The organism is Hymenobacter siberiensis (assembly GCF_018967865.2).
GTDB lineage: Bacteria > Bacteroidota > Bacteroidia > Cytophagales > Hymenobacteraceae > Hymenobacter > Hymenobacter siberiensis.
Map to the genome: position 1 here is coordinate 3,264,665 of NZ_JAHLZY020000001.1, position 24,637 is coordinate 3,289,301.

25 protein-coding genes are annotated in these 24,637 nt (G+C 62.6%); 13 read left to right on the forward strand and 12 right to left on the reverse strand.

What is annotated here, in order from left to right; translation table 11 throughout:
* Nucleotides 1–35: 35 nt before the first annotated feature.
* The 5 genes from KQ659_RS14530 to KQ659_RS14550 all read right to left on the reverse strand — a co-directional run bounded on the left by KQ659_RS14530 (nucleotide 36) and on the right by KQ659_RS14550 (nucleotide 4,995).
* Nucleotides 36–503 (reverse strand): enolase C-terminal domain-like protein, encoded by a 468-nt coding sequence (locus tag KQ659_RS14530; protein ID WP_226929990.1) that lies wholly within the window; start codon nucleotides 501–503, stop codon nucleotides 36–38.
* A gap of 30 nt (nucleotides 504–533) precedes the next feature.
* Nucleotides 534–896 carry an enolase-like domain-containing protein gene (locus KQ659_RS14535; protein ID WP_216680398.1) on the reverse strand — a complete coding sequence of 121 codons (363 nt, stop codon included), beginning with the start codon at nucleotides 894–896 and terminating at the stop codon, nucleotides 534–536.
* 6 nt (nucleotides 897–902) lie between these two features.
* Nucleotides 903–1,097 (reverse strand): hypothetical protein, encoded by a 195-nt coding sequence (locus KQ659_RS14540; RefSeq protein WP_216680397.1) that lies wholly within the window; start codon nucleotides 1,095–1,097, stop codon nucleotides 903–905.
* A gap of 998 nt (nucleotides 1,098–2,095) precedes the next feature.
* Nucleotides 2,096–2,473 (reverse strand): hypothetical protein, encoded by a 378-nt coding sequence (locus tag KQ659_RS14545; protein ID WP_216680396.1) that lies wholly within the window; start codon nucleotides 2,471–2,473, stop codon nucleotides 2,096–2,098.
* A gap of 47 nt (nucleotides 2,474–2,520) precedes the next feature.
* A complete protein-coding gene (locus tag KQ659_RS14550) occupies nucleotides 2,521–4,995 on the reverse strand; it encodes a glycoside hydrolase family 31 protein (protein WP_216688336.1) in 2,475 nt (824 codons plus the stop codon).
* Nucleotides 4,996–5,218: 223 nt separating this feature from the next.
* Here KQ659_RS14550 and KQ659_RS14555 point away from each other — a divergent pair, with 223 nt between their 5' ends.
* The 7 genes from KQ659_RS14555 to KQ659_RS14575 all read left to right on the forward strand — a co-directional run bounded on the left by KQ659_RS14555 (nucleotide 5,219) and on the right by KQ659_RS14575 (nucleotide 10,446).
* A complete protein-coding gene (locus KQ659_RS14555; RefSeq protein ID WP_216688335.1) occupies nucleotides 5,219–6,616 on the forward strand; it encodes a glycosyltransferase in 1,398 nt (465 codons plus the stop codon).
* A gap of 80 nt (nucleotides 6,617–6,696) precedes the next feature.
* Nucleotides 6,697–7,167 (forward strand): YdeI/OmpD-associated family protein, encoded by a 471-nt coding sequence (locus KQ659_RS14560; RefSeq protein WP_216680393.1) that lies wholly within the window; start codon nucleotides 6,697–6,699, stop codon nucleotides 7,165–7,167.
* Between the two features lie 248 nt (nucleotides 7,168–7,415).
* Complete coding sequence (locus KQ659_RS21875; protein WP_332875071.1) at nucleotides 7,416–7,847, forward strand: cyclomaltodextrinase N-terminal domain-containing protein; 432 nt, start codon at nucleotides 7,416–7,418, stop codon at nucleotides 7,845–7,847.
* A 26-nt stretch (nucleotides 7,848–7,873) separates the two neighbouring features.
* A complete protein-coding gene (locus tag KQ659_RS21880) occupies nucleotides 7,874–8,914 on the forward strand; it encodes an alpha-amylase family glycosyl hydrolase (RefSeq protein WP_332875072.1) in 1,041 nt (346 codons plus the stop codon).
* Nucleotides 8,915–8,958: 44 nt separating this feature from the next.
* Complete coding sequence (locus tag KQ659_RS21885) at nucleotides 8,959–9,321, forward strand: cyclomaltodextrinase C-terminal domain-containing protein (protein ID WP_332875073.1); 363 nt, start codon at nucleotides 8,959–8,961, stop codon at nucleotides 9,319–9,321.
* Between the two features lie 149 nt (nucleotides 9,322–9,470).
* Nucleotides 9,471–9,926: a hypothetical protein gene (locus KQ659_RS14570; protein WP_216688334.1), complete on the forward strand. Its 456-nt coding sequence runs from the start codon at nucleotides 9,471–9,473 to the stop codon at nucleotides 9,924–9,926.
* Nucleotides 9,927–10,020: 94 nt separating this feature from the next.
* The gene (locus KQ659_RS14575) at nucleotides 10,021–10,446 is read left to right on the forward strand and encodes a hypothetical protein (protein WP_216688333.1); all 426 of its coding nucleotides are present in this window, start codon (nucleotides 10,021–10,023) and stop codon (nucleotides 10,444–10,446) included.
* Between the two features lie 107 nt (nucleotides 10,447–10,553).
* Here KQ659_RS14575 and KQ659_RS14580 read toward each other — a convergent pair whose 3' ends face one another.
* Nucleotides 10,554–12,602, reverse strand: a complete 2,049-nt coding sequence (locus KQ659_RS14580) for an alpha amylase C-terminal domain-containing protein (RefSeq protein ID WP_216688332.1) — start codon at nucleotides 12,600–12,602, stop codon at nucleotides 10,554–10,556.
* Between the two features lie 145 nt (nucleotides 12,603–12,747).
* Between KQ659_RS14580 and ggt the strand changes: the two genes are divergently transcribed.
* Nucleotides 12,748–14,499: a gamma-glutamyltransferase gene (ggt, locus tag KQ659_RS14585; protein WP_216686268.1), complete on the forward strand. Its 1,752-nt coding sequence runs from the start codon at nucleotides 12,748–12,750 to the stop codon at nucleotides 14,497–14,499.
* 170 nt (nucleotides 14,500–14,669) lie between these two features.
* Here ggt and KQ659_RS14590 read toward each other — a convergent pair whose 3' ends face one another.
* The 3 genes from KQ659_RS14590 to KQ659_RS14600 all read right to left on the reverse strand — a co-directional run bounded on the left by KQ659_RS14590 (nucleotide 14,670) and on the right by KQ659_RS14600 (nucleotide 16,807).
* A complete protein-coding gene (locus tag KQ659_RS14590) occupies nucleotides 14,670–15,041 on the reverse strand; it encodes a hypothetical protein (RefSeq protein ID WP_216680386.1) in 372 nt (123 codons plus the stop codon).
* A gap of 188 nt (nucleotides 15,042–15,229) precedes the next feature.
* The gene (locus tag KQ659_RS14595) at nucleotides 15,230–15,583 is read right to left on the reverse strand and encodes a hypothetical protein (RefSeq protein ID WP_216680385.1); all 354 of its coding nucleotides are present in this window, start codon (nucleotides 15,581–15,583) and stop codon (nucleotides 15,230–15,232) included.
* A 153-nt stretch (nucleotides 15,584–15,736) separates the two neighbouring features.
* Nucleotides 15,737–16,807, reverse strand: a complete 1,071-nt coding sequence (locus KQ659_RS14600) for an NYN domain-containing protein (RefSeq protein ID WP_216680384.1) — start codon at nucleotides 16,805–16,807, stop codon at nucleotides 15,737–15,739.
* Nucleotides 16,808–17,157: 350 nt separating this feature from the next.
* On the opposite strand from KQ659_RS14600, the gene KQ659_RS14605 reads away from it, so the two are divergent.
* Entirely contained in the window at nucleotides 17,158–17,691 is a 534-nt protein-coding gene (locus tag KQ659_RS14605) for a GNAT family N-acetyltransferase (protein ID WP_216688331.1), read from the forward strand.
* 21 nt (nucleotides 17,692–17,712) lie between these two features.
* On the opposite strand, the gene KQ659_RS14610 is transcribed toward KQ659_RS14605, so the two are convergent.
* The 3 genes from KQ659_RS14610 to KQ659_RS14620 form a co-directional block, all read right to left on the reverse strand.
* A complete protein-coding gene (locus KQ659_RS14610) occupies nucleotides 17,713–18,324 on the reverse strand; it encodes a phosphatase PAP2 family protein (RefSeq protein ID WP_216688330.1) in 612 nt (203 codons plus the stop codon).
* A 184-nt stretch (nucleotides 18,325–18,508) separates the two neighbouring features.
* The gene (locus KQ659_RS14615; RefSeq protein ID WP_216688329.1) at nucleotides 18,509–19,240 is read right to left on the reverse strand and encodes a phosphatase PAP2 family protein; all 732 of its coding nucleotides are present in this window, start codon (nucleotides 19,238–19,240) and stop codon (nucleotides 18,509–18,511) included.
* A gap of 45 nt (nucleotides 19,241–19,285) precedes the next feature.
* On the reverse strand, nucleotides 19,286–20,320 hold the full coding sequence (locus KQ659_RS14620; RefSeq protein ID WP_216688328.1) for a YncE family protein: 1,035 nt from the start codon (nucleotides 20,318–20,320) through the stop codon (nucleotides 19,286–19,288).
* Between the two features lie 194 nt (nucleotides 20,321–20,514).
* On the opposite strand from KQ659_RS14620, the gene KQ659_RS21890 reads away from it, so the two are divergent.
* The 4 genes from KQ659_RS21890 (at nucleotide 20,515) to KQ659_RS14640 (ending at nucleotide 24,589) form a co-directional block, all read left to right on the forward strand.
* Nucleotides 20,515–21,144 (forward strand): VOC family protein, encoded by a 630-nt coding sequence (locus KQ659_RS21890; RefSeq protein WP_317197809.1) that lies wholly within the window; start codon nucleotides 20,515–20,517, stop codon nucleotides 21,142–21,144.
* A gap of 25 nt (nucleotides 21,145–21,169) precedes the next feature.
* A complete protein-coding gene (locus tag KQ659_RS14630) occupies nucleotides 21,170–22,387 on the forward strand; it encodes an alpha-amylase family glycosyl hydrolase (protein ID WP_455429300.1) in 1,218 nt (405 codons plus the stop codon).
* A gap of 30 nt (nucleotides 22,388–22,417) precedes the next feature.
* Nucleotides 22,418–23,383, forward strand: coding sequence for an aldo/keto reductase (locus KQ659_RS14635; protein ID WP_216688327.1), 966 nt, complete (start codon nucleotides 22,418–22,420; stop codon nucleotides 23,381–23,383).
* Nucleotides 23,384–23,560: 177 nt separating this feature from the next.
* Nucleotides 23,561–24,589 (forward strand): NADP-dependent oxidoreductase, encoded by a 1,029-nt coding sequence (locus KQ659_RS14640; protein WP_216686261.1) that lies wholly within the window; start codon nucleotides 23,561–23,563, stop codon nucleotides 24,587–24,589.
* Nucleotides 24,590–24,637: the final 48 nt, after the last annotated feature.

Here is a 24,637-nt window from a genome sequence, read left to right on the forward strand (position 1 = left end):
AGGAGCCTACCCCTGCGTTTATTTTGCTCAACACGCTAGGCAGTAGTCCTGCTCAGCCCCACCAGCCGAGGTAACAGGGCTTGGGAAATAGTTGGAACAAACCGTGAGCAGGGCCGGCTTATCAAAAATGCACCTGCTCGGCGCGGCGCAGCCAGGCCTCGTCGATGCCAGCGCCCAGGCCGGTAGCGGAAGCCACCCACCACCGGGTCTGCCGCAAACATGAGCGGGGTATCGAAATCGCAGTGCTGGATGGCCGGGTTGCTGAAGGCCAAGTGGGCGGCGGCCGTCATACCGAGGCGCGATTCGAGGAAGCCGCCCACTTGCAACGTGAGGCCGGCGGCCTGGCCCAGCTGCGCTATTTTTTGCGCCCGATGGAAGCCCGAGGACTTGCCCAGCTTGATATTCAGCATCTGGCAGGCTTGCAGCTGGATAAGGCGGGCCGCGTCGTGCTCGTCGCCGCAGCTTTCGGCGGCCATGATTGGAATGGGCGAGGCCGCCCGCACCCGGCCAGGGGCTGAAGCACGGCAATGGCGTTATCGGCCGTCGCCCAGCCCTGGTTGGCGTCGATGCGCAGCGGGTGCGCGGGACCAATGCCCGCCCAGCTTCACTTTGATGGCCGGGAAGCCCTCCCGCTGAAAGCGCACGGCATCGGCCTGCATTTTGGCGGGCGGGCCGAGGCTCACGGTCATGTCGGTGGTGAGAACTTTGTCGTTTTTCCCACCCAGGAATTCATAGAGCAGCTGGCCCGCGTGCTGGGCCGCGGTGTCGTGCCAGGCAATATCGAAAGCGCTTTTGATGCTGCTGTTGCCGTAAATGATGCGGTCCAGCTCGGCGAGGTTACCGGCAAAATCCAGCGCATCGCGGCCCATGAGCGCGGGGGCAAAATACTGCCCCACGATGAATCAGATGTCCACGCTCTCGCCGCTAATGGTGAGGAAGGGGCTGCACTCACCGTAGCCGACGTGGCCATCGGCCGTGCGCAGGACCACAATGATATTCTCCACCGCCAGCAGCGGCCCGAGGGAAATCACGAACGGCTCGCGCAGCGGCACCAGCAGCCTATAGATACTGATGGCTTGCAGAGTGGTACCGGACATGGGGCAAATGACGGGGCCGGAGCGGGATAAAGCAACCCTGCGGTTTTGCGCTTTCGGAGTTTCCCTGCTGGCACCCTGCTGGCGCGACCGGGTGGGCGGGAACGAAACAGGGCACCCCGTGTGGTACCCTGTTTTGGTTTTTGGGGTGGCTGACCTTTGCTGAAGCGTACTAGCCAAGGCTACTTACTGTTTGGTAAAGTCTCAGGCGAGTACGGCCGGCAAATCGGCAGGTTGGACCATTCCCTCCAGTACCAAGCCCGTGGTGCAGGAACAAGTATTGCAAACCATGCCAGCATTTTTGACGCTAGCAGAAGGCTGATGCAGCGTTAGGCCCTGCTGGGCCAAGTAGGTTTGGGCCGCAGTTATGAGTTGTTGGGTGCCCTGAGCTTGGCCCCAACGGTCGGCACATTGGGTTTGGGCGTAGCACACCGCCACCAAATTGGGGTCAGGGTCTTGTTTTTCGGAGGTGCAACTCACGGCTGCCATAGCGCACAGGCTGCCGAGCAGCCAATAAGCAAATCGAGTGGGTTTCGAGTCCATAAAAAAAAGAGGTAAGGCGTTCTATCTCGTTGACTTGCGAAGCAGCCTGAAAGTTGCACGTCGGTTTTTATTTAGGCACCAACTGGCATCCAATATACTTAAAAAGCCTTTTTTACTTGGATGTAATATTTCAAGAAGGTTACGCAACCGGTGCCTCCCCCTTCCCCGCCCCAGCCGCCGCCACGTTCACGCGCACCTCGCCGAAGCTGACGGGCAACACCAGGCTGGGACCAAAAGCGGCACCAGCAGCAGCCAAGCCCTGTATGCCACCACTGATGCCTGCAAGTACCAGGACTACGTGACGGACACGCCCGCCCCGCCCGCCGCCCCGGGGCCGCCCCAGGTGTAGCGGCCGGGTGGGCGGGAATGAAACAGGGCACCCCGTGGGGTGCCCTGTTTTGGTTTGTGGGGTGGTTGACCTAATTCCTTTTTTCTACCAAATAGACCCATTTGGCAGCCTATGCAAGAGAGATTTCGCGAAAATCAAATTCGTCGCAAACCAGATAGAAATAAGAATCCCGATGTTCGGCAATTCCTTCTGGCTGCACACGGTTGGGTGCAAAATCGAAAATCAATTTACTGCCCCATCGTTCCGCAGCAAAGGACTCTACCACCGTTGGCGTCATTTGCTCAGTGGCAATAAGACGAAACTCGTGAACCTTCTGAAAGGTCATTTCCAAATAAACCCACGCATCGTCTTGAAGCAGGGACATACAGTCTAACACAACTTTTATAGTTGGGGCAATTGCAGATGGCAAGAAGCAAAATGACACATCGCGCAACACAGCATCATGCAGTTCGCCATACTCTGTAAAAAAGTCTGTTAAGTTTTTCATTTCCTTAAGAGAGAAGGATAGATAAGTATAAAACCCCGCGCCATCGTTTACACAACCGGCACCTCCCCCTTCCCCGACCCACTCGCCACCACGTTCACGCGCACCTCGCCGAAGCTGACGGGCACCACGAGGCTGGGCAGGGTGAGGCCCGTTTCCAGGGTGGCGTCGGTGACGGGGGCGGGCTGGCCGTCGGCGGTGACGGCAATGGCGCCGGCCACGCCGTGCAGCACCACGCGGTAGGTGGCGTAGCTGGGCGCGTAGTCGCCTTCGATGGCCTGGGTGAGGACGAGGTCGGTGGCGGAGCCGGTGACGGTGAAGCGGCGCACGGTTTTGTGGCCTTCGAGGTAGGCGTAGCCTTCGCCGCCGTCGTCGTAGAGGACGCTCTCGGCGGTGCCGTTTTTGTAGTACACGTGCAGGGTGAGCTCGGTGACGGGGGTTTCGCCCACGTACTGCATCACCGGCTGCATGGGCACCACCGCGCCGGCCTTGATGAAGAGCGGAATGCGGGTGAGGTCGGCCGCCGCCCACACTTCGCTGCCGCCGGTCTGGGGCGTGTCGGTCCAGTAGTAGAACCAGTCGCCGCGGGGCAGGTACATCCAACGGCCATCGGCACCGGGCTGGGTGATGGGGCAGATGAGCAGGTTGTCACCGAGGCCGAACTCGGCCATGCGCAGGTAGGTTTCGGTGTCGTTCTGGTCCAGAAAGGTGAGCGGGCGTAGCATGGGCGTACCCTTGGTGGCGTACTGCCAGAAGGCGGTGTACATGTAGGGCAGCAGGCGGTAGCGCAGCTCGATGAATGAGCGCACGACGTCCGTCACGGCATCGCCGAAGCTCCAGGGCTCCTGGTCGCCGTGGTCGCCGGAGCTATGGGTGCGGAAAAACGGGTGGAAGGCCCCCAGGGCAATCCAGCGGGCGTAGAGCTCGCCGGTGGGCGTGTCCACGAAGCCGCCGATGTCGCTACCGATGAAACTGAAACCCGAGATGCTCAGGCGCTGGCACTGGATGTTGGCCAGCCAGAGGTGCTCCCAGCTGGCAATGTTGTCGCCGGTCCAGCCCGAGGAGTAGCGCTGGCCGCCGCTGTAGGTGCTGCGCGTGATGGTGAAGGGCCGATTGGGGTAGCTGAAGCGCTTCACGCCATCGTTGGTGGCGCGGGCCATCTGCATGCCGTAGATGTTGTGGGCCTTCGAGTGCGAGGCCGAGTGGCCGTCGTAGTCGAAGCGCACATCGGGCGGGAAAGTGCCTTTTTCGAACACCGCCGGCTCGTTCATGTCGTTCCACACGCCTTTCACGCCGATATCCTGAATCAATTCCTGAAACAGGCCGGCCCACCACTCGCGCACGCGGGGCGCGGTGAAATCGGGGAAGTTGCAGAGGCCGGGCCACACCGAGCCCTTCATCAGCGGGCCATCGGCGCGGCGGCAGAAGTAGTCGTTGGCCACGCCCTCCTTATACACCGAATACTCGGGGTCAATCTTGATACCGGGGTCGATGATAACAATGGTTTTGAAGCCCTCAGCGGCCAGCTCCTGCACCATGCGCTTGGGCTCGGGGAAGTGCTGCTTGCTCCAGGTGAAGCAGCGGTAGCCCTCCATGTAGTCGATGTCGAGATAGAGGGCATCGCAGGGAATCTGGCGGTCGCGCAGGCCCGAGGAAATTTCCTTCACGTTGCTCTCCGGGAAGTAGCTCCATTTGCACTGGTGGTAGCCCAGCGTCCAGAGGGGCGGCAGCTCGGGCGGGCAGGTGAGCAGGGTGTAATCCTGGGTCACCTCCATGAGCGTGGGGCCGTAGATGAAGTAGTAGTTCAGCTCGCCGCCCTGGGCCCAGAAGCTGGTGACGTCGGCGCGCTCGGCGGCGAAATCGAAGCTGGCCTTGAAGGTATTATCGAAGAAAATGCCGTGCGCGATTTTCTGGTGCAGCACGTGGTAGAACGGGATGTTCTTGTAGAGCGGGTCGGAGCCTTTCACGTAGCCGTAGGTGTCGGAGCCCCAATTGGTGAAGCGCTTGCCGCGCAGGTTCATGTTGTCGGGCTTGTCGCCGAGGCCGTAGTAGTGCACGCCGGCGGGTACCTGCTTGCTCATCTTCACGATATCGTTGCCGGTATCGTAATCGTACTCCCAGTGGAAGCCTTTTTCGTCGTCGCTGAGAATGGTACCGGAGCGGTCGAGCACGCGGGCCTTCAGGTTTTCCTTCTGCACGATGCAGATGAGGCGCTCGGTGGTGATGCGGTAGTGGTCGGGCTTTTCGCGGAATTCCACCAGGGCCGGCTCCATGCGCGAGACGGCATCGGCGGGCACGGCGTAGGAGAAATCGGGCGAGAGCGGGCCGTCGGTGAGGTAGCGGAAGCGGATAATCTTGTCGCTGAGGACGTGCAATAAGAGCCGCACGCCGTTCTGGCAATTGAAGAGGAAGCGGTGGCCGTCGAGCTCGTCGGCCCGGATAATTTCGCCCGGATAATGTTCCTGGTGGCTTTGCGCCGCCAGGTCGTTTACCATGTAGTTATTTTCCTGAATCGTGGTATCCATAAAGTAATTCTAAGCAGAAGGCAAAAACCGGGATGAAACCGGTTAAAAAAAGACCGGCCGGGCCGGCAAGGCACTTATGAAGCATGCAAGTTACTTTTTTCTGCGCCGCACAAACGGGTTTTTTCGGCAAATGCGACCCCGTTGCCGTAGCATTGGGAGTTAATTCACGGCCAAGCGCTACCCCCAGGGATTGGCCGAATGAATTTCCTTCCCTGCTTTGCCCATGACTCCGCCCGAATTTTCCGTTTTGCTGCTGGCCTGGGACGACGCCGACCCCACCGTGGCCGTGCTCGGCGGCGCGGCCCTGCCTCCTACCCTGCCGCTGGTGTACCAGCTGGCCGCCCGGCAGCCGGTGCTGGCCGTGTACCCGCACCTACCGGCCGGCAAAGCTTCGCTTAAACACGCCGCCAGCAATGCGCCGAAAGCCACGACAGCGGCAGCTGATTCCGCACATTACCCCATTCATAAACAGAATTTTACGGATAACCCCACAGCTGTTTCGGCCGCTCCGGAAGCCGCTGTCGATGCACTGGAAGCGGTAGCGAACCGGCCGGGCATACAACTGCTGCCCACGGCGGCGGCGCAGAACAAAACGACCACACCGGCACGGCAATCGCGCATTATCGGCCTGACCGATTTGGCCGCCGCCGATGCTCCGGAAGCAACCGCGCCGGCCATCCCGGGCACTCCAGCGAAGCCTTTGGCTCCTTCGCGCCGGATGCTGCCCGCTGCTCCCGGCCGCAGCCAGTGGCCTGTCGGTGCTCATGCGCCCGCGCTGGCGGGCCAGTGGCAAGCGCCGGCCGCCCCGTATCTGGGGGCGGGTTCGGGGGCTTTTTTCCCGCCACCACCGCCCGCCCCGCCCCGGCCGCTGGTGGCAGCGCAGGGCACTGGCGGCGCGGTGCCAAAGGCGGCAGTGCCCGGTTTCGGGCCGTTGAATGGCGCGGCTGCGACCGTTGCGGCTATTTCAATGGCCAGGGCTACCATCCGGCCCCGGCTGCACCCGCAGGCCGGCGACCTGAATTTCGACCCCGACCCGGAGCTGCCGGCCGTGCAGCATCCGGCCGTTTTTGAGGAAACCACGGCAGAAATCGGCGCGGCAGAAGCCGCCGACCTGTCGGCTCCGGAAGACGACCTCGTGCCTGACGCCCCGGCGGCCGACGATGAAGCGCCGGAAGCTGCCGCCGTTCGCGCGCCCCTCCCGCCACCCGCCGCGCCCGCCGTGCTGGTACCCCACCTCGATGGCCTGAACTTCCGCATGATTCAATATGCCCGGCAGGCGGCGCAGCTGGTACAGGGCCGCACCGCCGATTTTGGGGTGATTTACGCCCCCAACTGGCCGGCGTGGCTGGCGGCGCTCGAAATCCGCAACAGCTCGGGCCGGCCGCTGGTGCTCTACCTCGCCAGCCTGGCCACCGACCTGCCCAACCCCGCCGAGCACGGCTACCAGCTCGAAATGGAACGCATGGCCATGCGCCGCGCCCGCCTCGTGCTGGTGCCCGACGATGCCCTGCACCACCGCCTGCTGGCCCTGTATGCGGATGCCACCGGCAAGGTGCGCGTAGTGGCGGCCACCGACGATGCCGCCGTGCAACGCGTGCTGGGCGAAGTGGCCGTGGACTAGGCCCGCAACGGCGGCTTCTTCGGGGAATGGCTTACTTTGCTGAAACAAGCCCTTTTTCAACTCCCCAAACTCCGCCCCATATGCAGCCTGAACACGAATTTGAAGCCGTATTGGAAGCCGGCGATGGCGATGGCGGCGTGTTCGTCGTTATTCCTTTTTCGGTGCCCGAAGTATTCGGTACGCGCGGCCGGGTGCCTGTGCAGGTCACCTTCGACGGCTACCCCTATCAGGGCAGCATCACGCCCCTCGGCGACGGCCACCACGCCCTGCACGTCCTCAAGCAAATTCGCAAAGCGGTGGATAAAACCATCGGCGACACGGTGCGCGTGACCCTTTCGCGCGACGTGGTGGAGCGCAAAATGGAAGCCCCCGCCGACCTCGCCGAGCAGCTTGTCAAAAACCCCCAGGCCGCCGCCTACTTTGCCAAGCTGGCCTACACCCACCAGCGCGAGTTCGTGCGCTGGCTGGAAGGGGCCAAGCGGCCCGAAACCCGCGCCACACGCCTGGCCGAAACCGTGGAGCTGCTGGGCCAGGGGCGCAAGCGTCCGTAGAACGACACGTTAGAACATACTTGAAAGGCTGTCATGCTGAGCGCAGTCGAAGCATCTCTACCGGGCAACGCAATTATTTACTATTGCGGTGGAGATGCTTCGACTGCGCTCAGCATGACGTTCTAAAAATCAACCATCCCACCATGAAAAACCGCTTCCTGCTGCCGCTGCTGGCCCTCCTACCCTACCTCGCCAATGCCAAAACCGCCGCCATCGACCGTGTGAACCCCACCAATTGGTGAGCGGGCATGAAAAACCCCAGCGTGCAGGTGCTCATGCACGGGCCGGCCGCGGGCACGCTGGCCTACAGCATCAACTACCCCGGCGTGAAGCTGTTGAAAATCAACACCGTTGAGAATCCCAACTACGCTTTTCTCGACCTCGTTATCAGCCCCACGGCCAAGCCCGGCCGGGTGCAGATTACCGACAAAAAAGGCAGCCAGACCATCATGCAGACCTGGGAAATCCGGGCCCGCGACAAGTCGCCCAAAGGCCAGGGCGTGACCGACACGGATTTCATCTACGAGGCCATGATTGACCGCTTCGCCAACGGCGACCCGAGCAACGACAAGTTCGCCGACATGCGCGATACCAACCTCGACCGCGCCAATCCCTTCTTCCGGCACGGCGGCGATTTGGCCGACGTGGCCCAGCACTTTCCCTACACATCAAGGAGCTAGGGGCCACGGCCGTATGGCTGACCCCGGTGACGGAAAACAACCAGCCCCTCACCAACGAAGGCGGCACCATGCGCGCCTCCTACCACGGCTTCGGTTTCACCGACCAGTACAACGTGGACCGGCGCTTCGGCGGCAACGCGGGCTACAAAGCCTACGTGCAGCAGGCCCACGCCGCCGGCCTCAAAGTGGTCCAGGATGCCGTGTACAACCACGTGGGCAACACTCACTGGATTTTGCAGGACCTGCCCATGAAAAGCTGGCTGCACCAGTGGCCCACCTACACCAACACCACCTACAAATACCAGCCCATCACCGACCCGCACGCCGCCCCCAACGACAAGCGCGTAACCCTCGACGGCTGGTTCGTGCCCTTCCTGCCCGACCTCAATCAGCAGAACCCCTACGTGGCCAACTACTTAATTGAAAACGCCCTTTGGAACGTGGAGAACTTCGGCATCGACGCCTACCGCATCGACACCTACATGTACAACGACCAGCCCTTTATGAACCGCTGCAACGCGGCGCTGCTGGCCGAGTACCCGCGCCTGCACATCTTCGGCGAGTCGTCGGTGAATAACGTCATCGACCAGGCCTACTACACCCGCAATAAAATTGATTTCCCCTTCAAGTCGAACCAGCCCGGCGGGCTCGATTTCGTGCTCGAAGGCGGCCTGCTAGGTGCGCTGAAAGAAGTGGGCACGCCAGCCGCCACCGGCTGGGACGGCGGCGCGCAGCACCTGTACCAGACCCTGGCTCAGGACGTGGTGTACGAGAACCCCAATAAGCTCGTCACTTTCCTCGACAACTTCGACCACGACCGGTACCTGTCCGTCATCGGCGACGATTTTGACCGCTACAAAATGGGCCTTACCTGGCTGCTCACCACCCGCGGCATCCCGAGTATGTACTACGGCACCGAAATCCTGATGAAGAACTTCAAGGACCCCACCGATGCCGAGGTGCGCAAGAATTTCCCCGGCGGCTGGCCCGGTGATGCGGAGAATAAATTCACCGCCGCCGGCCGCTCGGCCCGCGAAAACGAGGTTTTCGCCTTCGCAAAAAACTAGTCACCTACCGCCGCGACCATAAAACGCTGCACTCCGGCAAGCTGATGCAGTACCTGCCGCAGGATGGCCCCTACGTATACTTCCGCTACGATGCTACCGGCACCGTAATGGTCGCCTCAAACACCACCGACAAGCCCGCCAGCCTGCCCACCGCCTGGTTCACGGAGCGCATGGCCGGCTTCACGAAGGCCCGCAACGTGCTCACGGGCGAGAGTCTGAGCAGCGTTGCGTCGCTCCAGTTGCCCGCCAAAACGGCAGTGGTGCTGGAACTGGGGAAGCAGCTGTTTGGCTACCGCATCGATACCCCCCGGAACAAAGCAAACTGCCCAACGCATCAGCCGGAACCGAACTTGAATGAGTTCACGAAACTCATCTCCAAAGCGATTTTCGTGAACGTTGAAAGGTGAACCAGTTCCTTAAACTCTAGCTGAACGTTGGAACGCATTCACATGGCTTACAAACACCAGCCAACACCTGTTTAGGAAATTGAGGGTTCCTTTGCTTTCGGTAACGGGGCCGCAGTAAGAAAGCTCGAACCCCTTCCCCGGCAAGCCCTATGCGCATCTACATGGCCTACCTGCTGGCGGCATTGTTGAGTTTTTACTTGGTGATGCTCTATTACGGCGTCTCGGCCGGGTTTGCTAGCCCCGTCCCGGTTCTGGCCCTCGTCGGAACCTTAGTGCTCTCGGCAATGGCGGCCCCCGTTCTCGTGTACAGTCCCCGGGTCGGGCTCTGGCTAGGTGCCCTGGGCTGTGGCCTGCTCTTGCCCTACAGCGTGATGTTTCTCCGGGGCGTACTGATGGAATGGCATTGGCACTGGTTGATGCCCCTGGGGCTACTGCCTGCCGTACTCGTCTTGGTCAGCAGCTACTACACGGTGCGGGCGTTGCGAACGCGCCTCGTTGCCGGGCTCGCCTTCCCCGCGCATCCGTGGCTAAAACGGGGCTTGGTTCTCCTGCCCCTGCTACTGTGGGCAAGCTACCTCGTCTCCATTCGTTCGGCGTTCGGTTAACCCCAGTTTACTGAACTCTATTTAGCAGCAGACACTATTTGAATAGCTTACAAGCGCTGGTTTATCAAAATGAGGGTCATACCTTTCGGACAAGATGAAAAAGTGGTTTGTTGTCGTGTGCGCCGCGCTTCACTCCGGGCTGTTTTTTTCCCAGTGGGGAGCCGATAAACAGGAACTTGGAGAGGGGTACTACTACTTGCCCCGGTACGAAGCAGTCGATGTGGGGTACCCAGGCGGACCCGTAGTGTACAAATCGGCGCATAAGTACCTGTTTTCCCACATCCGGATTGACGGCGACCTGAAGGGCATCAACTCGAACCGCCGATTCATTCTAGCCGTGAGGCAACCACTCGCTGCTTCCGCGGCTAGCAAAGCCATCCCCATGAAACAACAAGACTTGCAGTACTTTATTCTGGTGAAAGCCTCGGATGCGGTTTACGGGCCATACAGCAGGAAAGAATATGCCCGGCAGCGGACCATACTCGACGTACCGGCGCACTTGCAAGTGGAAGCAGAGTAGCACCACCGCCCATTCTTCGGGCATAAAAGCATGCCTTAGCCCCAGACAACAAGGTTCATCTTTACGGTGATATAAATAAGCGCGCTACTACCTAGAGCTTCCAAGTGCTACCCCCGCGCCAGCACCAGCGCCACCCGGCTCGGCACGTACAGGCTCAATTGGTGCTCATACGTCTCGTACTCAAACGCCTCGTCGGGCCGGTCGAAACCGCCGAACCGGCTGTTGTCGGACGACAGTACCACGCGATATTTACCTTCCTCCGTCACCCAGAAGCGGTAGTCGGTCAGGCTTTTTTCGACGTGGAAATTGACCACGAACACCAGCCCGGCGCGCTCAAATACCAGCACTTTGTTTTCCTCGTCGTGCTTCAATAAAACGGCGGGGCCGGCGGCCAGCAGGTGTTGCGCTTTGGCCAGGTGAATCATCGCCTTATCGAACTCCCCCAGCTGGTGGAATTTCAGCTCCGGGTTGTCACCCAGGCTCCACTGGCGGCGGGCGAAGTGGTAGCTCCAGTCGTTGCCCTCGCGGGGGAAATCGACCCACTCCGGGTGCCCGAACTCGTTGCCGATGAAGGTGAGGTAGCCCTCGCCGCCCGCCGCCAGCGTGAGCAGGCGGATGAGCTTGTGCAGGGCCACGCCCCGGGCGGCAATGGGGTCGCCATCGGCGGCGTGCATGTGGGTGTAGATGCTCGCATCAATCAGCCAGTGCAGCAGCGTTTTATCGCCCACCAGGGCCTGGTCGTGGCTTTCGGCGTAGGCAATGGTTTTTTCGCCGGCGCGGCGGTTGGTGAGGGTATGCCAGAGGTCGCTAAGGGGCCAGTTCTCGTCGGGCGTATGCTTGAGCAGCTTAATCCAGTAATCGGGAATGCCCATGGCCAGGCGGAAATCGAAGCCAATCCCGCCTTCTTTGATGGGGCGGCACAGGCCGGGCAGGCCACTCATGTCCTCGGCAATAAGCATGCTGCCTTTTTTGAGCTCGTGGGCCAGCGTGGTGGCCAGCTGTAAGTACAGAATGGCATCCTCGTCGGCGGCCGGGCCGAAGTAATTGTCGTAGCTCATAAATGCCACGCCCTCGCCGTGGTGGTGGTAGAGCATGCTGGTCACGCCATCGAAGCGGAAGCCATCGAAGTGGTATTCTTCGAGCCAGAAGCGCAGGTTGGAAAGCAGGAACTGCTGCACCTCGGGGCGGCCATAGTCGAAGAGCTTGCTGTCCCAGCCGGGGTGGTTGCCGCGCTCGCCCTGGTGGAAGTAGAGGTTGCCGGAGCCATCGAAATCGGCCAGGCCCTCGGCCTCGTTTTTCACGGCGTGCGAGTGCACGATATCGAGCAGCACGGCAATGCCGAGCCCGTGGGCTTCATTGATGAGAAACTTGAGGTCTTCGGGCGTGCCGAAGCGCGAGCTAGCGGCAAACAGATTGGAGACGTGGTAGCCGAACGAGCCGTAGTACGGGTGCTCCATCACGGCCATCAGCTGCACCGTGTTGTAGCCGCCGGCCGCAATGCGGGGCAGAATATTTTCGGCGAATTCGCGGTAGGTACCCACCCGGCCCTCTTCGGTGGCCATGCCCACGTGGGCCTCGTAAATGAGGGGCTCTTTGCCCGCCTTCGTGGGTTTGAATTTCTGGTCCGACCAGGTAAAGGGCGTGGCGGGCTCCCACACCTGGGCGGCGTAGTCCTTGGTGTGCTCGTCCTGCACCACGCGGCGCACGGTGGCGGGCAGGCGGTCTTTACCCCCGGCGGCCGTCACCACGTGCACTTTGTAGCGGCTGCCGTGGGCCAGGCGCTGGTCATACTCGGCATCGGGCAAAAACACTTCCCACACCCCAAAATCAAGCTTTTGCAGCGGGTTGGCTCCACGGTCCCAGCCGTTGAAATCGCCCACCAGCGACAGGTAATCGGCCCCGGGAGCCCACTCGCAGTACACCCAGCCCCGGCGGCCGGCGTCGTGGTTCAGGCCCAACTGCTGGTGGGCGGTGGCGTAGTTTGCTAAAGAGCCGTGGTATTGTTCGATTTCGGCCAGGCGGGCCTGTAGGCGGGCCTGGCGCTGGCGCAGCACGGGTTCGTAGGGCGCAAGCCAGGCGTCGTTTTTCACGAGGGCGAGCGGGGCCGGGCGGCGGGCCTTGGGGGCGGCGGATGCAGTGGATTTCGACGTAGCCATGATGCGGGAAGGTTTAGGCCAAAAGTAACGCGCCGCAACTGCCGGCCCAGCAGCGGCGGCGGCTCGGCGGCAAATTATACGTGCTGGCAGGCAATTTCGGTCCGGCAATAGCAATCCGCTGAAATATGGCGTTATTTTGCCCAATATGAGATACCGTCTCCTGACCATTCCGCTGGCCTTGCTGCTGGCCTGCTCGTCCGAGCGGCCGGTCACGTCCACCTCGCGGGCCTTCGAGGGGTCGCTGGGCACGCCGCCGCCCAAGGCCGCCGCCCCCCGGCTGGCCCGCTACGCCATGGTGGTATCGGCCCACCCCGAAGCCTCCAAAATCGGCACCCAGATTCTCCAGCGCGGCGGCAACGCCTACGACGCGGCCGTGGCCGTGCAGTTTGCGCTGGCCGTGGCCCTGCCCGTGGCCGGCAACATCGGCGGCGGCGGCTTCCTGCTCTACCGCGACCGCAACGGCTCGGCCGGCTCGCTCGATTTCCGCGAAACGGCCCCCGCTGGCGCCACGCGGGATATGTACCTCGATAAGCAGGGCAACGTGGTGCCCGACCTGAGCACCGCCGGCCCGCTGGCCGTGGGCACGCCCGGCACCGTGGCCGGCATGGCTACGCTGCACAAGCAGTTGGGTAAGCTTTCGTGGGCCACGCTGGTGCAGCCGGCCGTGGCGCTGGCCACCCGGGGCTTCCCGCTCACGGCCAAGGAGGCGGCCGGCCTCAACCGCAACCGCGCCGATTTCCAGAAATACAACCCCGGCAGTTCCCCGGCCTACCTACGCCCCGGCGGCGGCGAGTGGCAGGCCGGCGACACCCTGCGCCTGCCCGAGCTGGCCCGCACCCTCACCCGCGTGCGCGACCAGGGCCGCGCCGGCTTCTACAAGGGCGAAACCGCCCGCCTGCTGCTCAGCGAAATGAAGCGCGGCGGCGGCCTCGTAAACCAGGCCGACCTCGACAACTACAAGGCCAAGTGGCGCGAGCCCCTGCGCGGCCACTACCGCGACTACGACGTGATTACCATGCCGCCGCCCAGCTCGGGCGGCGTGGCCCTGCTGCAGATGCTGCAAATGCTGGAGCCCGTGGACCTGGCCCAGGCCGGCTACCACACACCCCTGGCCGTGCACTACATCACCGAAGCCGAGCGGCGCGTGTATGCCGACCGTGCCACCTACCTCGGCGACCCTGATTTCGGCTTCGTGCCCGTACAAAAGCTGCTCGATGTGGACTATAACCGCCAGCGGGCCGCCTCCATGCGCCCCAAAGGCCGCGCCACCGCCAGCGCTGCCGTGGCGGCTGGGGCCAAACTACCCGGCTACGAGAGCGACGAAACCACCCACTACAGCATCGTCGATGCCTTCGGCAATGCCGTGAGCTGCACCACCACCCTCAACGGGGCCTATGGTAGCAAAGTAGTGGTGCCCGGCGCGGGCTTTTTGCTAAATAATGAGATGGACGACTTCTCGGCCAAAGCCGGCGTGCCCAACGCCTACGGCCTGGTGGGCGGCACCGCCAACGCCATCGCGCCCGGCAAGCGCATGCTCAGCAGCATGACGCCCACCATCCTCACCCGCAACGGCAAGGTAGCGCTGGTAACCGGCACGCCCGGCGGCAGCACTATCATTACCAGCGTGTTGCAAAGCATCATTGGCATTGTTGATTACGGCCTGAATGCCCAGCAGGTGGTGACCGCGCCGCGCCTGCACCACCAGTGGCTGCCCGATATCATCGACGTGGAAGCCGGAGCCCTGCTGCCCGTGGCCCAGGATACGCTGCGCGCCCGCGGCTACCACCTCAACCCGCGCCTGCCCTGGGGCAAGCTCGATATCATCCACATCCTGCCCGACGGCATGCTGGAAGGCGGTGCCGACCCGCGCGGCGATGACACGGCCCTGGGGTATTAGCAGTCAGAAAAAAAACGTTATGCCGAGCGTAGCCGAGGCATAACGCGTGTAGTAGTAACTCAATCGTTCAACGACGTTAATTACTACCACACGCGAGATGCCTCGGCTACGCTCGGCATGACGTTCTTGCTTTTGGGCTTCTTCAACCCAACCGCTACGTTAACCGTAGCTTAGTGCTGCGCTACCCGCGAGCCGGCGATGTGGCGCAGATTGCCGGCCACCGAAATCAGCTTCTGGCTGAACTCGCGGGCTTTGTCGCCTTCGCCGCTGAAATTGTGGGTAGTGAGGGCGGCCTGGGCCGTCATCTCGCCGAGGTTCTGGAAGGCCTGCGACATGCCGGCAGCGTTGTTGTTGCTGATGTGGTTGCGCAGGGTTTCAAGCTCGGCTACCATGAGGCGGGTAGCCGGCTGGTCGATGTTGCGCAGGTGCTGAATCCAGTTTTCGAGATGGCTGATGCCCTTGCCGGGGTCTACCTGGAAGCCGGCGTTGTTGGTATCGAACAGCAAGCGAATGCTGGATTCTGCTTCAGTGAAAAAGCTCATGGGGCAAATTTAGAGATGGGTTGGTACGGCAACGAGGCCACGAATGGAACATCCGACCGGCCTGCTTTCAGCCGCGAAGATACGCAGCCAAACAGGCAAAATGCTATTCAACGGCGGCAGCCCCGACAAGCAAACGGGCACTCCGGAGGAATCTCCGGAGTGCCCGTTTGCTTGTCGGGGCCGTTGGGTTAGCCCTTCAGCTGGCTGGCGGCCGTGCTCAGGGCCTGGCCGAGCTGGCGCAGCTTGTCCTGGGCATCGGGGGTGGCTTGCGCAGCTGCTTTGGTGGTGTGCTCGCCGAGGGTGCTCAGGCTTTGGGCCAGAGCGCCGGTGTCAGAAGCACCGCTCTGCAACGAATCATGCAGGTTTTGCAGCTCCGAGCTGATGCCCGAGAGTTGCGTATTGCCTTGCAGGGTTTTAATCCAGCCGGCAATGTTGGGGCCGGCGGCACCGGCGGCGGCGGCCAGGCCGCCTTGCAGGGCATTGAGGGTAGCGTCGAGCTGGCTGGTGCCCTGGCTGCTTTGCGATGTGGTGCTGTTATCCATGGGAAAAAGAAGATTAGTTAGGTGAATTTATACCCTACTAACGCATCCGCCGCAAGGATGTTAACTTATTGATGAACAAAATTTTGGCATTTATTTATACGTGATTTAATAACAAACATTTCAGGCCAAAAGGAGTTGTGCAGCCGCCAGATGCTACTCCTCGCCGGGATGCAGCTCCTGCACGTCGGGGTGGCTATAGTTGACCACGATGACGGAAAACGGGTGCGGCTCGCCCTCGCGCTTCTCGATGCGGATGGTGCCGGCATCGCGCAGCTTGTTGAGCTGGTCGCGGCGCTCGTAGTCGGGCAGCTCGGGCAGCTCGTCGGTGAGCAGGCGCATAAACGGGCCCAGCCACAGCTCCGTCACGCGGCGCTGCTGCTTGGCTTCGAGCTTCTGAAACTCGGCCAGCATGAAGGCCAGCGTCCGGCGCTCGGTGTCGGTGGCCAGGCGGCGGACGGGGGCAAATTCAGATACTTCGTCGCGCGATACAAAAGGCCGGGCTGGCACCGGCAAAACGGGGCGCGGGGCACTGGCCGACGGCACGGGCGCTACTTTGGGCAAGGGCACGGCGGCAACTTCGCCCGCGCTGTCGGCGCGGGCGGCCAGGGCAGCAGCCGAGGGCACGCCGGCCATGCCCTGCTCGCGCAGGCGGCGGCTTTCCTCCAGGGTACGCTGGCGGTCGGTGCGGCGCTTTTCGAGCTGCTCCACGCGCTCGGGCGCAAGCAAGTCGCGGGCATCGATGAACTGCGCGGAACCGATATTCTGGAGCAAATCGCCGGATACCGACTCGCGGAAACCGGCCACCAGCACCTGCCGGGCCTGCCGGCGCAGGTGCTGCAGCACGGGAATGTAGTCGCGGTCGCCGGCCACGAGCACGAACGTGCCGATATCGGGCCGGGTGTACATCACCTCCAGCGCGTCGATGCAGAGCTGCATATCGGCGGCATTTTTGTGGTCGGTGCCCAGCACGTTGCGGGTACTCACGCCCATCAGGTACAGCGCGCCCTGGGGGGCGGTGGCCAGGCGCTCAAAGTCGGCGTAGGCGTAGCTGATGAGGCTGTCGAGGCCCTTGGCGCTCAGCTGCTCGCGCAGGGTGCGGATGATATCGAGGCAGATATCGTTGAGGTCGGGCGGGTCGTGAAAGTGGTTTTTGAGGAAGTAATAGACGTTTTCAAAATCGATGAAAACGGCGGCGTAAGGGGAAGCAGTCGGTTTGGGCAACATGGTGCAGAAATACTTTGTCTTATCACGAAAAAAACAGCGCTGAGGGAAGACCAGAATAGTTGAACAACACGCACCCGAACAGCAAACGCTCCGGCTGTGGCTACCGGGAACATGCGCCTGACGGGCTTATAACCTGAGCCGTAGTTTGCCGGCCCAGCTTTTACTTTCAGTGGATGAAGGTACGATGCCTTGCCGCTGCTTCGGTAACGGCTCCGGCATTGGGGGTGAATCCGGCCCGCTGCCCGGCGGGTACGGAGCCGCCCGCACCGGCCGGTACGGGCGGCTGATTTAGCACAGTACATTTGCGCTCACGATGCACAAGCTAAAGCATGTGCTACTACTCCTTCCCAATGCTGCCTTTCGATAGCGCCCGCCTGCACTTCCGCCCCCTCACCCCTGCCGACACGGCCGGGATGTTTGCGCTCGATTCCGACCCGGCCGTGCACCGCTACCTCGGCAGCATTGGCGGGCAGATGGTAAGCACGCTGACCCAAAGCGCCCAGACCATTGCCTACATCGAAGCCCAGTATGCTGCCGTCGGCATCGGGCGCTGGGCCGTGGTGCTGCGCGAAACCGGCGAGTTCATGGGTTGGGCCGGGCTGAAACTGGTGGCCAGCCCCATCAACGGCCGGCACGATTTCTACGACCTGGGCTACCGGTTTTTGCCGCGTTTCTGGGGGCAGGGCTACGGCTTCGAGGCGGCCCGGGCCTGGCTCGACTACGGGTTCGATGTGCTGCACCTGCCCCGCATCTGTGCCTACGCCGACACCCACAACGTGGCTTCGCGCCGCATTCTCACCAAAATTGGCCTGCGCGAGGAGCCGGAGGAGTTTTTGATTGAAGGAATGCCCTGCGTCTGGTTCGAGGCCGACGCGCCATACTAAGCTTAAATACAATTCATTAAGCTACTGGCGTGGCCGGCGCAGCGCCACCCAATGCACCGCTGCCACCCAGGCCACGGCCGCCGCCCAGCCGGCCAGCACATCCGACGGGTTGTGCACGCCCAGGTACATGCGCGCCCAGCCCACGGCCAGCGCAAACAACGGCATCAGCCCCCAAACCCACCCGCGCCCCCGACGGCCCCACACCAGGAGCACCAGCGCCGCCGCAATGGCCGCCGTATCCATGGCGTGCCCGCTCGGGAAGCTGAACGTATGCTCGGGCCGAATGCTGGCCCAGAGCGCCGGCCGGGGCCGCGCCACCAGCGGCTTAATAACCTGCGTGAGCAGCATCGACCCGCCTACTGAGAGGAAAAACAGCGCCGCCGCCCGCCCCTGCCGCCGCCACAGCAGCCCCAGAAATACCAGCACCCCGAGGCCCACCATCGGCCAGGTATTACCGATGATGGTGAGCAGGACGGCCGCATTATCCAGCCCCGGCGTGGCGTGGCGGTGCCAGAATTCCAGCACGGGCGCATCCCAGAGCAACCCGCCGAAGCGCAGCACGGCAAAGGCCAGCCAGCCAAAGGTGATGGCCGCAACCAGCACAGTGAGCCGCAGGGCTCCGGGGGCTGGCACTGGCGTGGTTGGAACGGAGTGCGGGGATGCAATCATAGAAGCAGGCAACCGAAAAGAATGCACCGGCAAGTAACAATGCGGGCAGGCCCTTGTGGTTAATCGAATACGGAGTCGTTGCGCCGGTCAGACCGCATAGGGCGGGCGGACCGGCGCAACGACTCCAGACTTGGGTTAGGGCTAGCTGCTAGGCCGGGGCGCTTTGCGTTTCATCCGACGGCGACACCAGATTGGGGAAACGGTGGTGCAGGCTTTCGCGCCAGAACTGCCGCAGCTGGTGGAATTCGGGCGAAAACAGCATGTGCAGCCCCGCCACCCAGCCCACAGCGCCGGTCCAGCCGGCCAGCACGTCGGACGGGAAATGCACGCCCAGGTACACCCGGCTCCAGCCCACGGCCAGGGCAAACAGCGCCCCCAGCGCCGAGGCCGGCCACCGGCCGCGCCACTGCCACAGCAGAAACCCCATGGCCGCCGCCCCGATGGCGTGCCCGCTCGGAAAGCTGTAGTAAAACGCCGGCTTCAGGCTTTGCCACAGCGCGGGCCGGGGCCGGGCAAACAGCACTTTCACCAGCAGATTCAGGGCCATGGCCCCGCCCACCGACAGGCCAAAAAACCACGCCTGCCGGCGCACGCCCCACACGGCCAGCCCCACGGTGATGAGCACGGCCAACACGCCCATGGGCAGGGGGGCGCCGGCGGCGGTGAGGGCCAGCGCCAGCTGGTCGAGCGCCGGGGTGGCATGGGCGTGCAGAAACGCCAGAATCTGCTTATCGCCGATAAAGCCGCCGGACTCCCAAATGTCCTCGGCCACGTTCACGAACACCACCCAGGGCATTATCAGCCCAGCCAGTAGGGCCAGCAGCACCATCTTGTGTGCTCGCAGGGCATGGCGCAGGCGGGACCAGAAAGAATTGGGCATGAATCAGTAATGTCCGCAGTGTTGAACCTTATTCCCTATCCCATCTCACCGCCCAAACTCCAGCACCCGGAACGTACCAGGCACAATGCTGGGCCGGGGGCGCGGGTTCTCGGTAGTGGGGGCCGGCGTGGAGCCGTAATCAGCCGTCACGGTATAGACGTGGCCGGTTTTCGGGTCGATGCTCATGGTGCGGGCGCCGCGCGCGGTGGGCACGCTACCCACTACCGCGTACTTGCCGGGCGCATCCTCGTGCAGCACGGTGAAGGTGCCCGAGCCGTTGGAAGTGATGATGTTGCGGGTGGCGGGGTCGAAGCCCGTGCCGTCGGTGCCTTTGGCGGTGGGCAGCACGGCGATTTGCTTGCCGGTTTTGCTGTCCGTCACCACCAGCTTCTCGTTGGCGCAGCCGCTGAAGAGGCGGTTGGTTTTGGCGTCGTAGGCCAGGCCGGTGGGCTCTTCGCCGGGGGCCAGCGGGTAGTGGTGGCGCACGGCCAGGGTTTTGGCGTCGAAGGCCACGATTTCGCTCTTGTTCTCGATGTTGACGAAGATGGTGCCGTGGCCGTCGCTCACGCCTTCTTCCACGTCGCCGCCCAGCTCGGCGGCACCCACGATGGCCCCGGTTTTGGCGTCGAGCACAGTGCTTTTGCCACCATCGTTGCTGAAAATGAATATCCGCTTCGAATAGGCATCATACAGCAGCGCATCGGGCTTGGGGCCGGTAGGAATGGGCGCGCCGATGGGCTTCAGAGTCTTCACATCAAACACCACGCACGTGTTGTTGCGCCCGCAGGTGATGTAGCCGCGATTGGTGCCCGGCACCACTTCAATGCCGTGCACACCTGGCGTATCCATAATGGTGCCGATGAGCTTACGGGTCTTCAAGTCGACCACCTCCACCCGCGTGCCGTGCGACACGTAGAGGCGCTCGCCGGCGGGGTCCACTTTGAGGTAGTCCCAGCCGCCCTCGCCGCCAATGCTGATGGTATTGAGTAGGTGGTACGACGCGGCGGGCGCGGTTTGGGCGTGGGCGGCGGGGCCGAAAAAGGCCAAGGCCAGGGGCGCGACCAGCAACAGGTTTTTCATGAGGGAAGGGCTTATAATGAAACCGATGCCGCGAAGGTGGCCGCCGATTCTGTAGCTGGGCTGAAGTGCGTGGCCACAACCGTAGTTGAACTGCCAGGCCGAGCCGATTAAGCGCCGCAACCCGCCGCAATTGCAGATATTGCCGGCCCCATCAACCCAACTTTGCCCATGCTGCCGTTATCTGTTCCGATTACGTGGCCTCGAAACGCTTCTACACCGAAATTCTCGGGCTCGAAATCGTGGCCGAAACCTACCGGGCGGCGCGCGACTCGCACAAACTGGATTTGGCCATCGGCGGGCAGTACGTGCTGGAGCTGTTTTTCTTCCCCAACCCGCCGCCCCGCCCCAGCTACCCCGAAGCCGCCGGCCTGCGCCACCTCGCCTTCGCCATGCCCGACGTGGCCGCCGCCATCCGGCACCTGGCGGCGTACGAGGTGCCCTGCGAGCCGGTGCGCGTGAATGAGCTCACCGGCCGCCGTTTTACGTTTTTTCGGACCCCGACGGCCTGCCGCTGGAGTTTTACGAGGGGTAGAGACGCAATAGTTGGAGTCTCGTCGTTGCTGATGTTGTTTAGTTGGCACGGTTCGGCGCGGTTTCGGTCGTTCAACGACGAGACTCCAACTATTGCATCTCTACTCCATTCAGCCGACAACCACCATCCTTGGCGGCGCGTAGCGTTACACTCCACCGCTCCCGCTCAAGATGCCCGACCACCCGCTTGCCGCCCGCTTCACGGTGGCCCACCCCGAATGGGCGGCCCACGCCACCATCTACGAAGTCAACGTTCGCAATTTCACGCCGGAAGGCACTTTTCGGGCCTTTGAGACCCACCTGCCGCGCCTGCAAAAAATGGGCATCGGCATCGTGTGGCTGATGCCGGTGCACCCCATCGGCAAGGTCGGGCGCAAGGGCGCGCTGGGCTCGCCGTATGCCGTGCGCGACTACTTCGCCGTGAGCCCGGAGTTTGGCACGCTCGACGACCTGCGCCACCTGGTGCAGACGGCCCACGCGCTGGGAATGAAGGTGCTACTGGACTGGGTGGCCAACCACACCAGCCGCGACAACGCCCTCATCGCCGAGCATCCCGACTGGTACCAGCACGACACCGCCGGCCAGCTGGTGCCGCCCGTGCCCGACTGGACCGACGTGGTGGCGCTGGATTACACCAGCCGCGCAATGCGCCGCTACATGACCGACGCCCTGTCCTGGTGGCTGCGGGAAACCGACATCGACGGCTACCGCTGCGACGTGGCCGGCCTGGTACCCACCGATTTCTGGGACGAAACCCGGCCCGTGCTCGACGCCATTAAGCCAATATTTATGCTGGCCGAATGGGACGAGCTCTACCCTTCGGGCGGGCTGAGCTGGGAGGAATTCGACTCCGATACGCGACTGCTCGAAAAGGCCTTCGACATGAGCTTCGGCCTGCGCCTGCATTACCTGCTCGACCGCATTGCCGAGGGCCACGCCACCCTGGCCGACATAGACACTTACCTGGCCGCCGAGCGCGAAAAATACCCGCCCACGGTGTACCTCATGCACTTCACCAGCAACCACGACGTGAACAGCTGGGACGGCACCGAGTACGAGCGCCTGGGGCCGCTGGCGCAGCCCTTCGCCGTGCTCACGGCCCTGCTGCCGGGCATGCCCATGCTGTATTCGGGCCAGGAAGCAGGCCTGAACCGCCGGCTGGAATTTTTCGGCCACGATACCATCGAGTGGGGAGATTTCCCGCTCCAAGACTTCTACACGCGTCTTTTTCAGCTCAGGAAAACCCATGCGGCCCTGGCCAACGGCGACCCCGCCAGCCAGCTCCGCCGCCTGCCCGGCCCGGCCGATACCTACGCCTTCACCCGCTCCAAAGGCGACGCGGCCGTGCTCTGCGCCGTGAACATTGCCGCCGAGGCCCGGGCGGTGCCCGCCGTGGCCGGCCAGTGGCGGGATTTATTCAGCGATGAAGCCATGACGCTGAGCCCCGGCCAGCCGCTTGAAGTGCCGGCTCACGGCTGGCAGGTATTGGTGGCTGAGCCCGCTGCCAGCCAACCTTCGGCGTTGATTATCGGTTAGCAAAGCTTGTCTTTCACAATAATATCTCCTATGCAAACCCGTGAACTCGGCCGCTCCGGCCTCCAAATTTCGCCCCTCATGCTGGGCGGCAACGTCTTTGGCTGGACTATTGACGAAGCCACTTCCTTCGCCGTGCTCGATGCTTTCGTGGCCAACGGCGGCAATGCCATCGACACAGCCGACGCTTATTCCGTGTGGGTGCCCGGCCACGTCGGCGGCGAGTCCGAAACCATCATTGGCAAGTGGCTGCGGCGGCGCGGCCGGCGCGATGATGTCATCATCGCCACTAAAGTGGGCTGGGAGGTGAATGCCGACAACAAGGGCCTGAAAAAGGACTACATTCTGCGCGCCGTGGAAGGCTCGCTCCAGCGCCTGCAAACCGATTATATCGACCTGTACCAATCGCATAAGGACGACCCGACCACGCCCGTGGAGGAAACCCTCGAAGCCTACGCTCAGCTGGTGAAGGAAGGCAAGGTGCGCGTTATCGGCGCATCCAATTTCACTGCTGCCCGCCTGCAGGAGTCGCTGGCGGCCAGCACCAAACACGGTTTCCCGCGCTACGAGACGCTGCAAAACCTGTATAATCTGTATGACCGGGCAGATTTTGAGCAGAACCTGGCCACGCTCCTGCTGCAGGAAAACATCGGCGCGATTCCGTACTACGGCCTTGCCGCCGGCTTCCTCACCGGCAAGTACCGCGACCAGGTCGACCTGCAAAAAAGCGCGCGCGGCACCGGCGTCGGCCAGAAATATCTCAACGACAAGGGCCTGACCCTGCTCACCGCTCTCGATGCCGTGGCCGACCGCCAGCAGGCCACCCTTGCCCAGGTGGCCCTGGCCTGGCTGATGCAGGCGCCGGCCGTGACCGCGCCCATCGCCAGCGCCACCAGCGTGGGCCAGGTCACGGAGCTGCTCGAAGCCACCGAGCTGCGCCTCACGGCCGAGGATTTGGAAACGCTGGAAACGACGCAGGCGGTGCCGGCAGTAAAGTAGGTTGGTATAAGCACCTGTTGCACGTTTCAAAAGAACGTCATGCCTCGGCTGCGCTCGGCATGACGTTCTTTTTTTGCCGAAAATCCCTGAATTTCCTAACCTAGGTTAAGCCCCGGCCGGCGCAACTTGCACCCCTCCTACCCCCATCGCCTCCCACCCTCAAACCCTTAAATAAGCATGTCCCTCACCAACACCCGCGTCAAACTTGCCTCGCGCCCCGTGGGGCTGCCGCAGCCGGCCAATTTCGATATTGAAACCATTGAGGTGCCCTCGCTCGAAGACGGCCAAGTGCTGGTTAAAATCAGCTTTATCTCCCTCGACCCCGCCATGCGCGGCTGGATGAACGAGGGCCGCAGCTACATCAAGCCCATTGCCATTGGCGACGTGTTTCGGGCCGGCGTGGCCGGGCAGATAGCCGAGTCGAAAAGCCCCGCCTTCGCCGTGGGCGACTACGTGACCGGCAGCCTCGGGGTGCAGCAGTACGCCGTGGTGGGAGCCGGGGCCACCGACCCGCGCAGCCCCGAATACCTCGTGAAAGTTGACCCCAGCATCGTGCCGCTCGAAGCCTACCTGGCCACCCTCGGCATGCCGGGCATGACGGCCTACTTCGGCCTGCTCGACACAGGCCAGCCCAAGGCGGGCGAAACCGTGGTGGTATCCGGCGCGGCCGGGGCCGTGGGCAGTGTGGTGGGCCAGATTGCCAGGCTCAAAGGCTGCCGCGTAGTCGGCATCGCCGGCGACCAGGAAAAGTGCGACTACTGCGTGCAGACGCTCGGCTTCGATGCCTGCATCAACTACAAAACCGACAACGTGCGCCAGGCCCTGCGCGCCGCCTGCCCGCAAGGCATCGACGTGTATTTCGACAACGTGGGCGGCGAAATTCTCGACCTCGTGCTGGAGCAAATCAGGCTGAAGGCGCGCATAGTCATCTGCGGGGCCATTTCGCAGTACAACAGCACCACCGGCGTACGCGGCCCCGCCAACTACCTCTCGCTGCTGATGAACCGCGCCCGCATGGAAGGCATCGTGGTGTTCGACAACGCCGCCAACTACGGCACGGCCGCCCGCGAAATGGCCGGCTGGATTAAAGAAGGCAAGCTGCACTCGCCCAAAATCCAGGTCGAGCACGGCGTCAAAAATTTCCTCCCGGCGCTGCTGAAGCTGTTTTCGGGCGAGAATTTCGGCAAGCTGGTACTGGTTCCGTGAGGCCGACACCTGGCATAATAGTGACCGGCGCAACAGCAGTCACCAAAC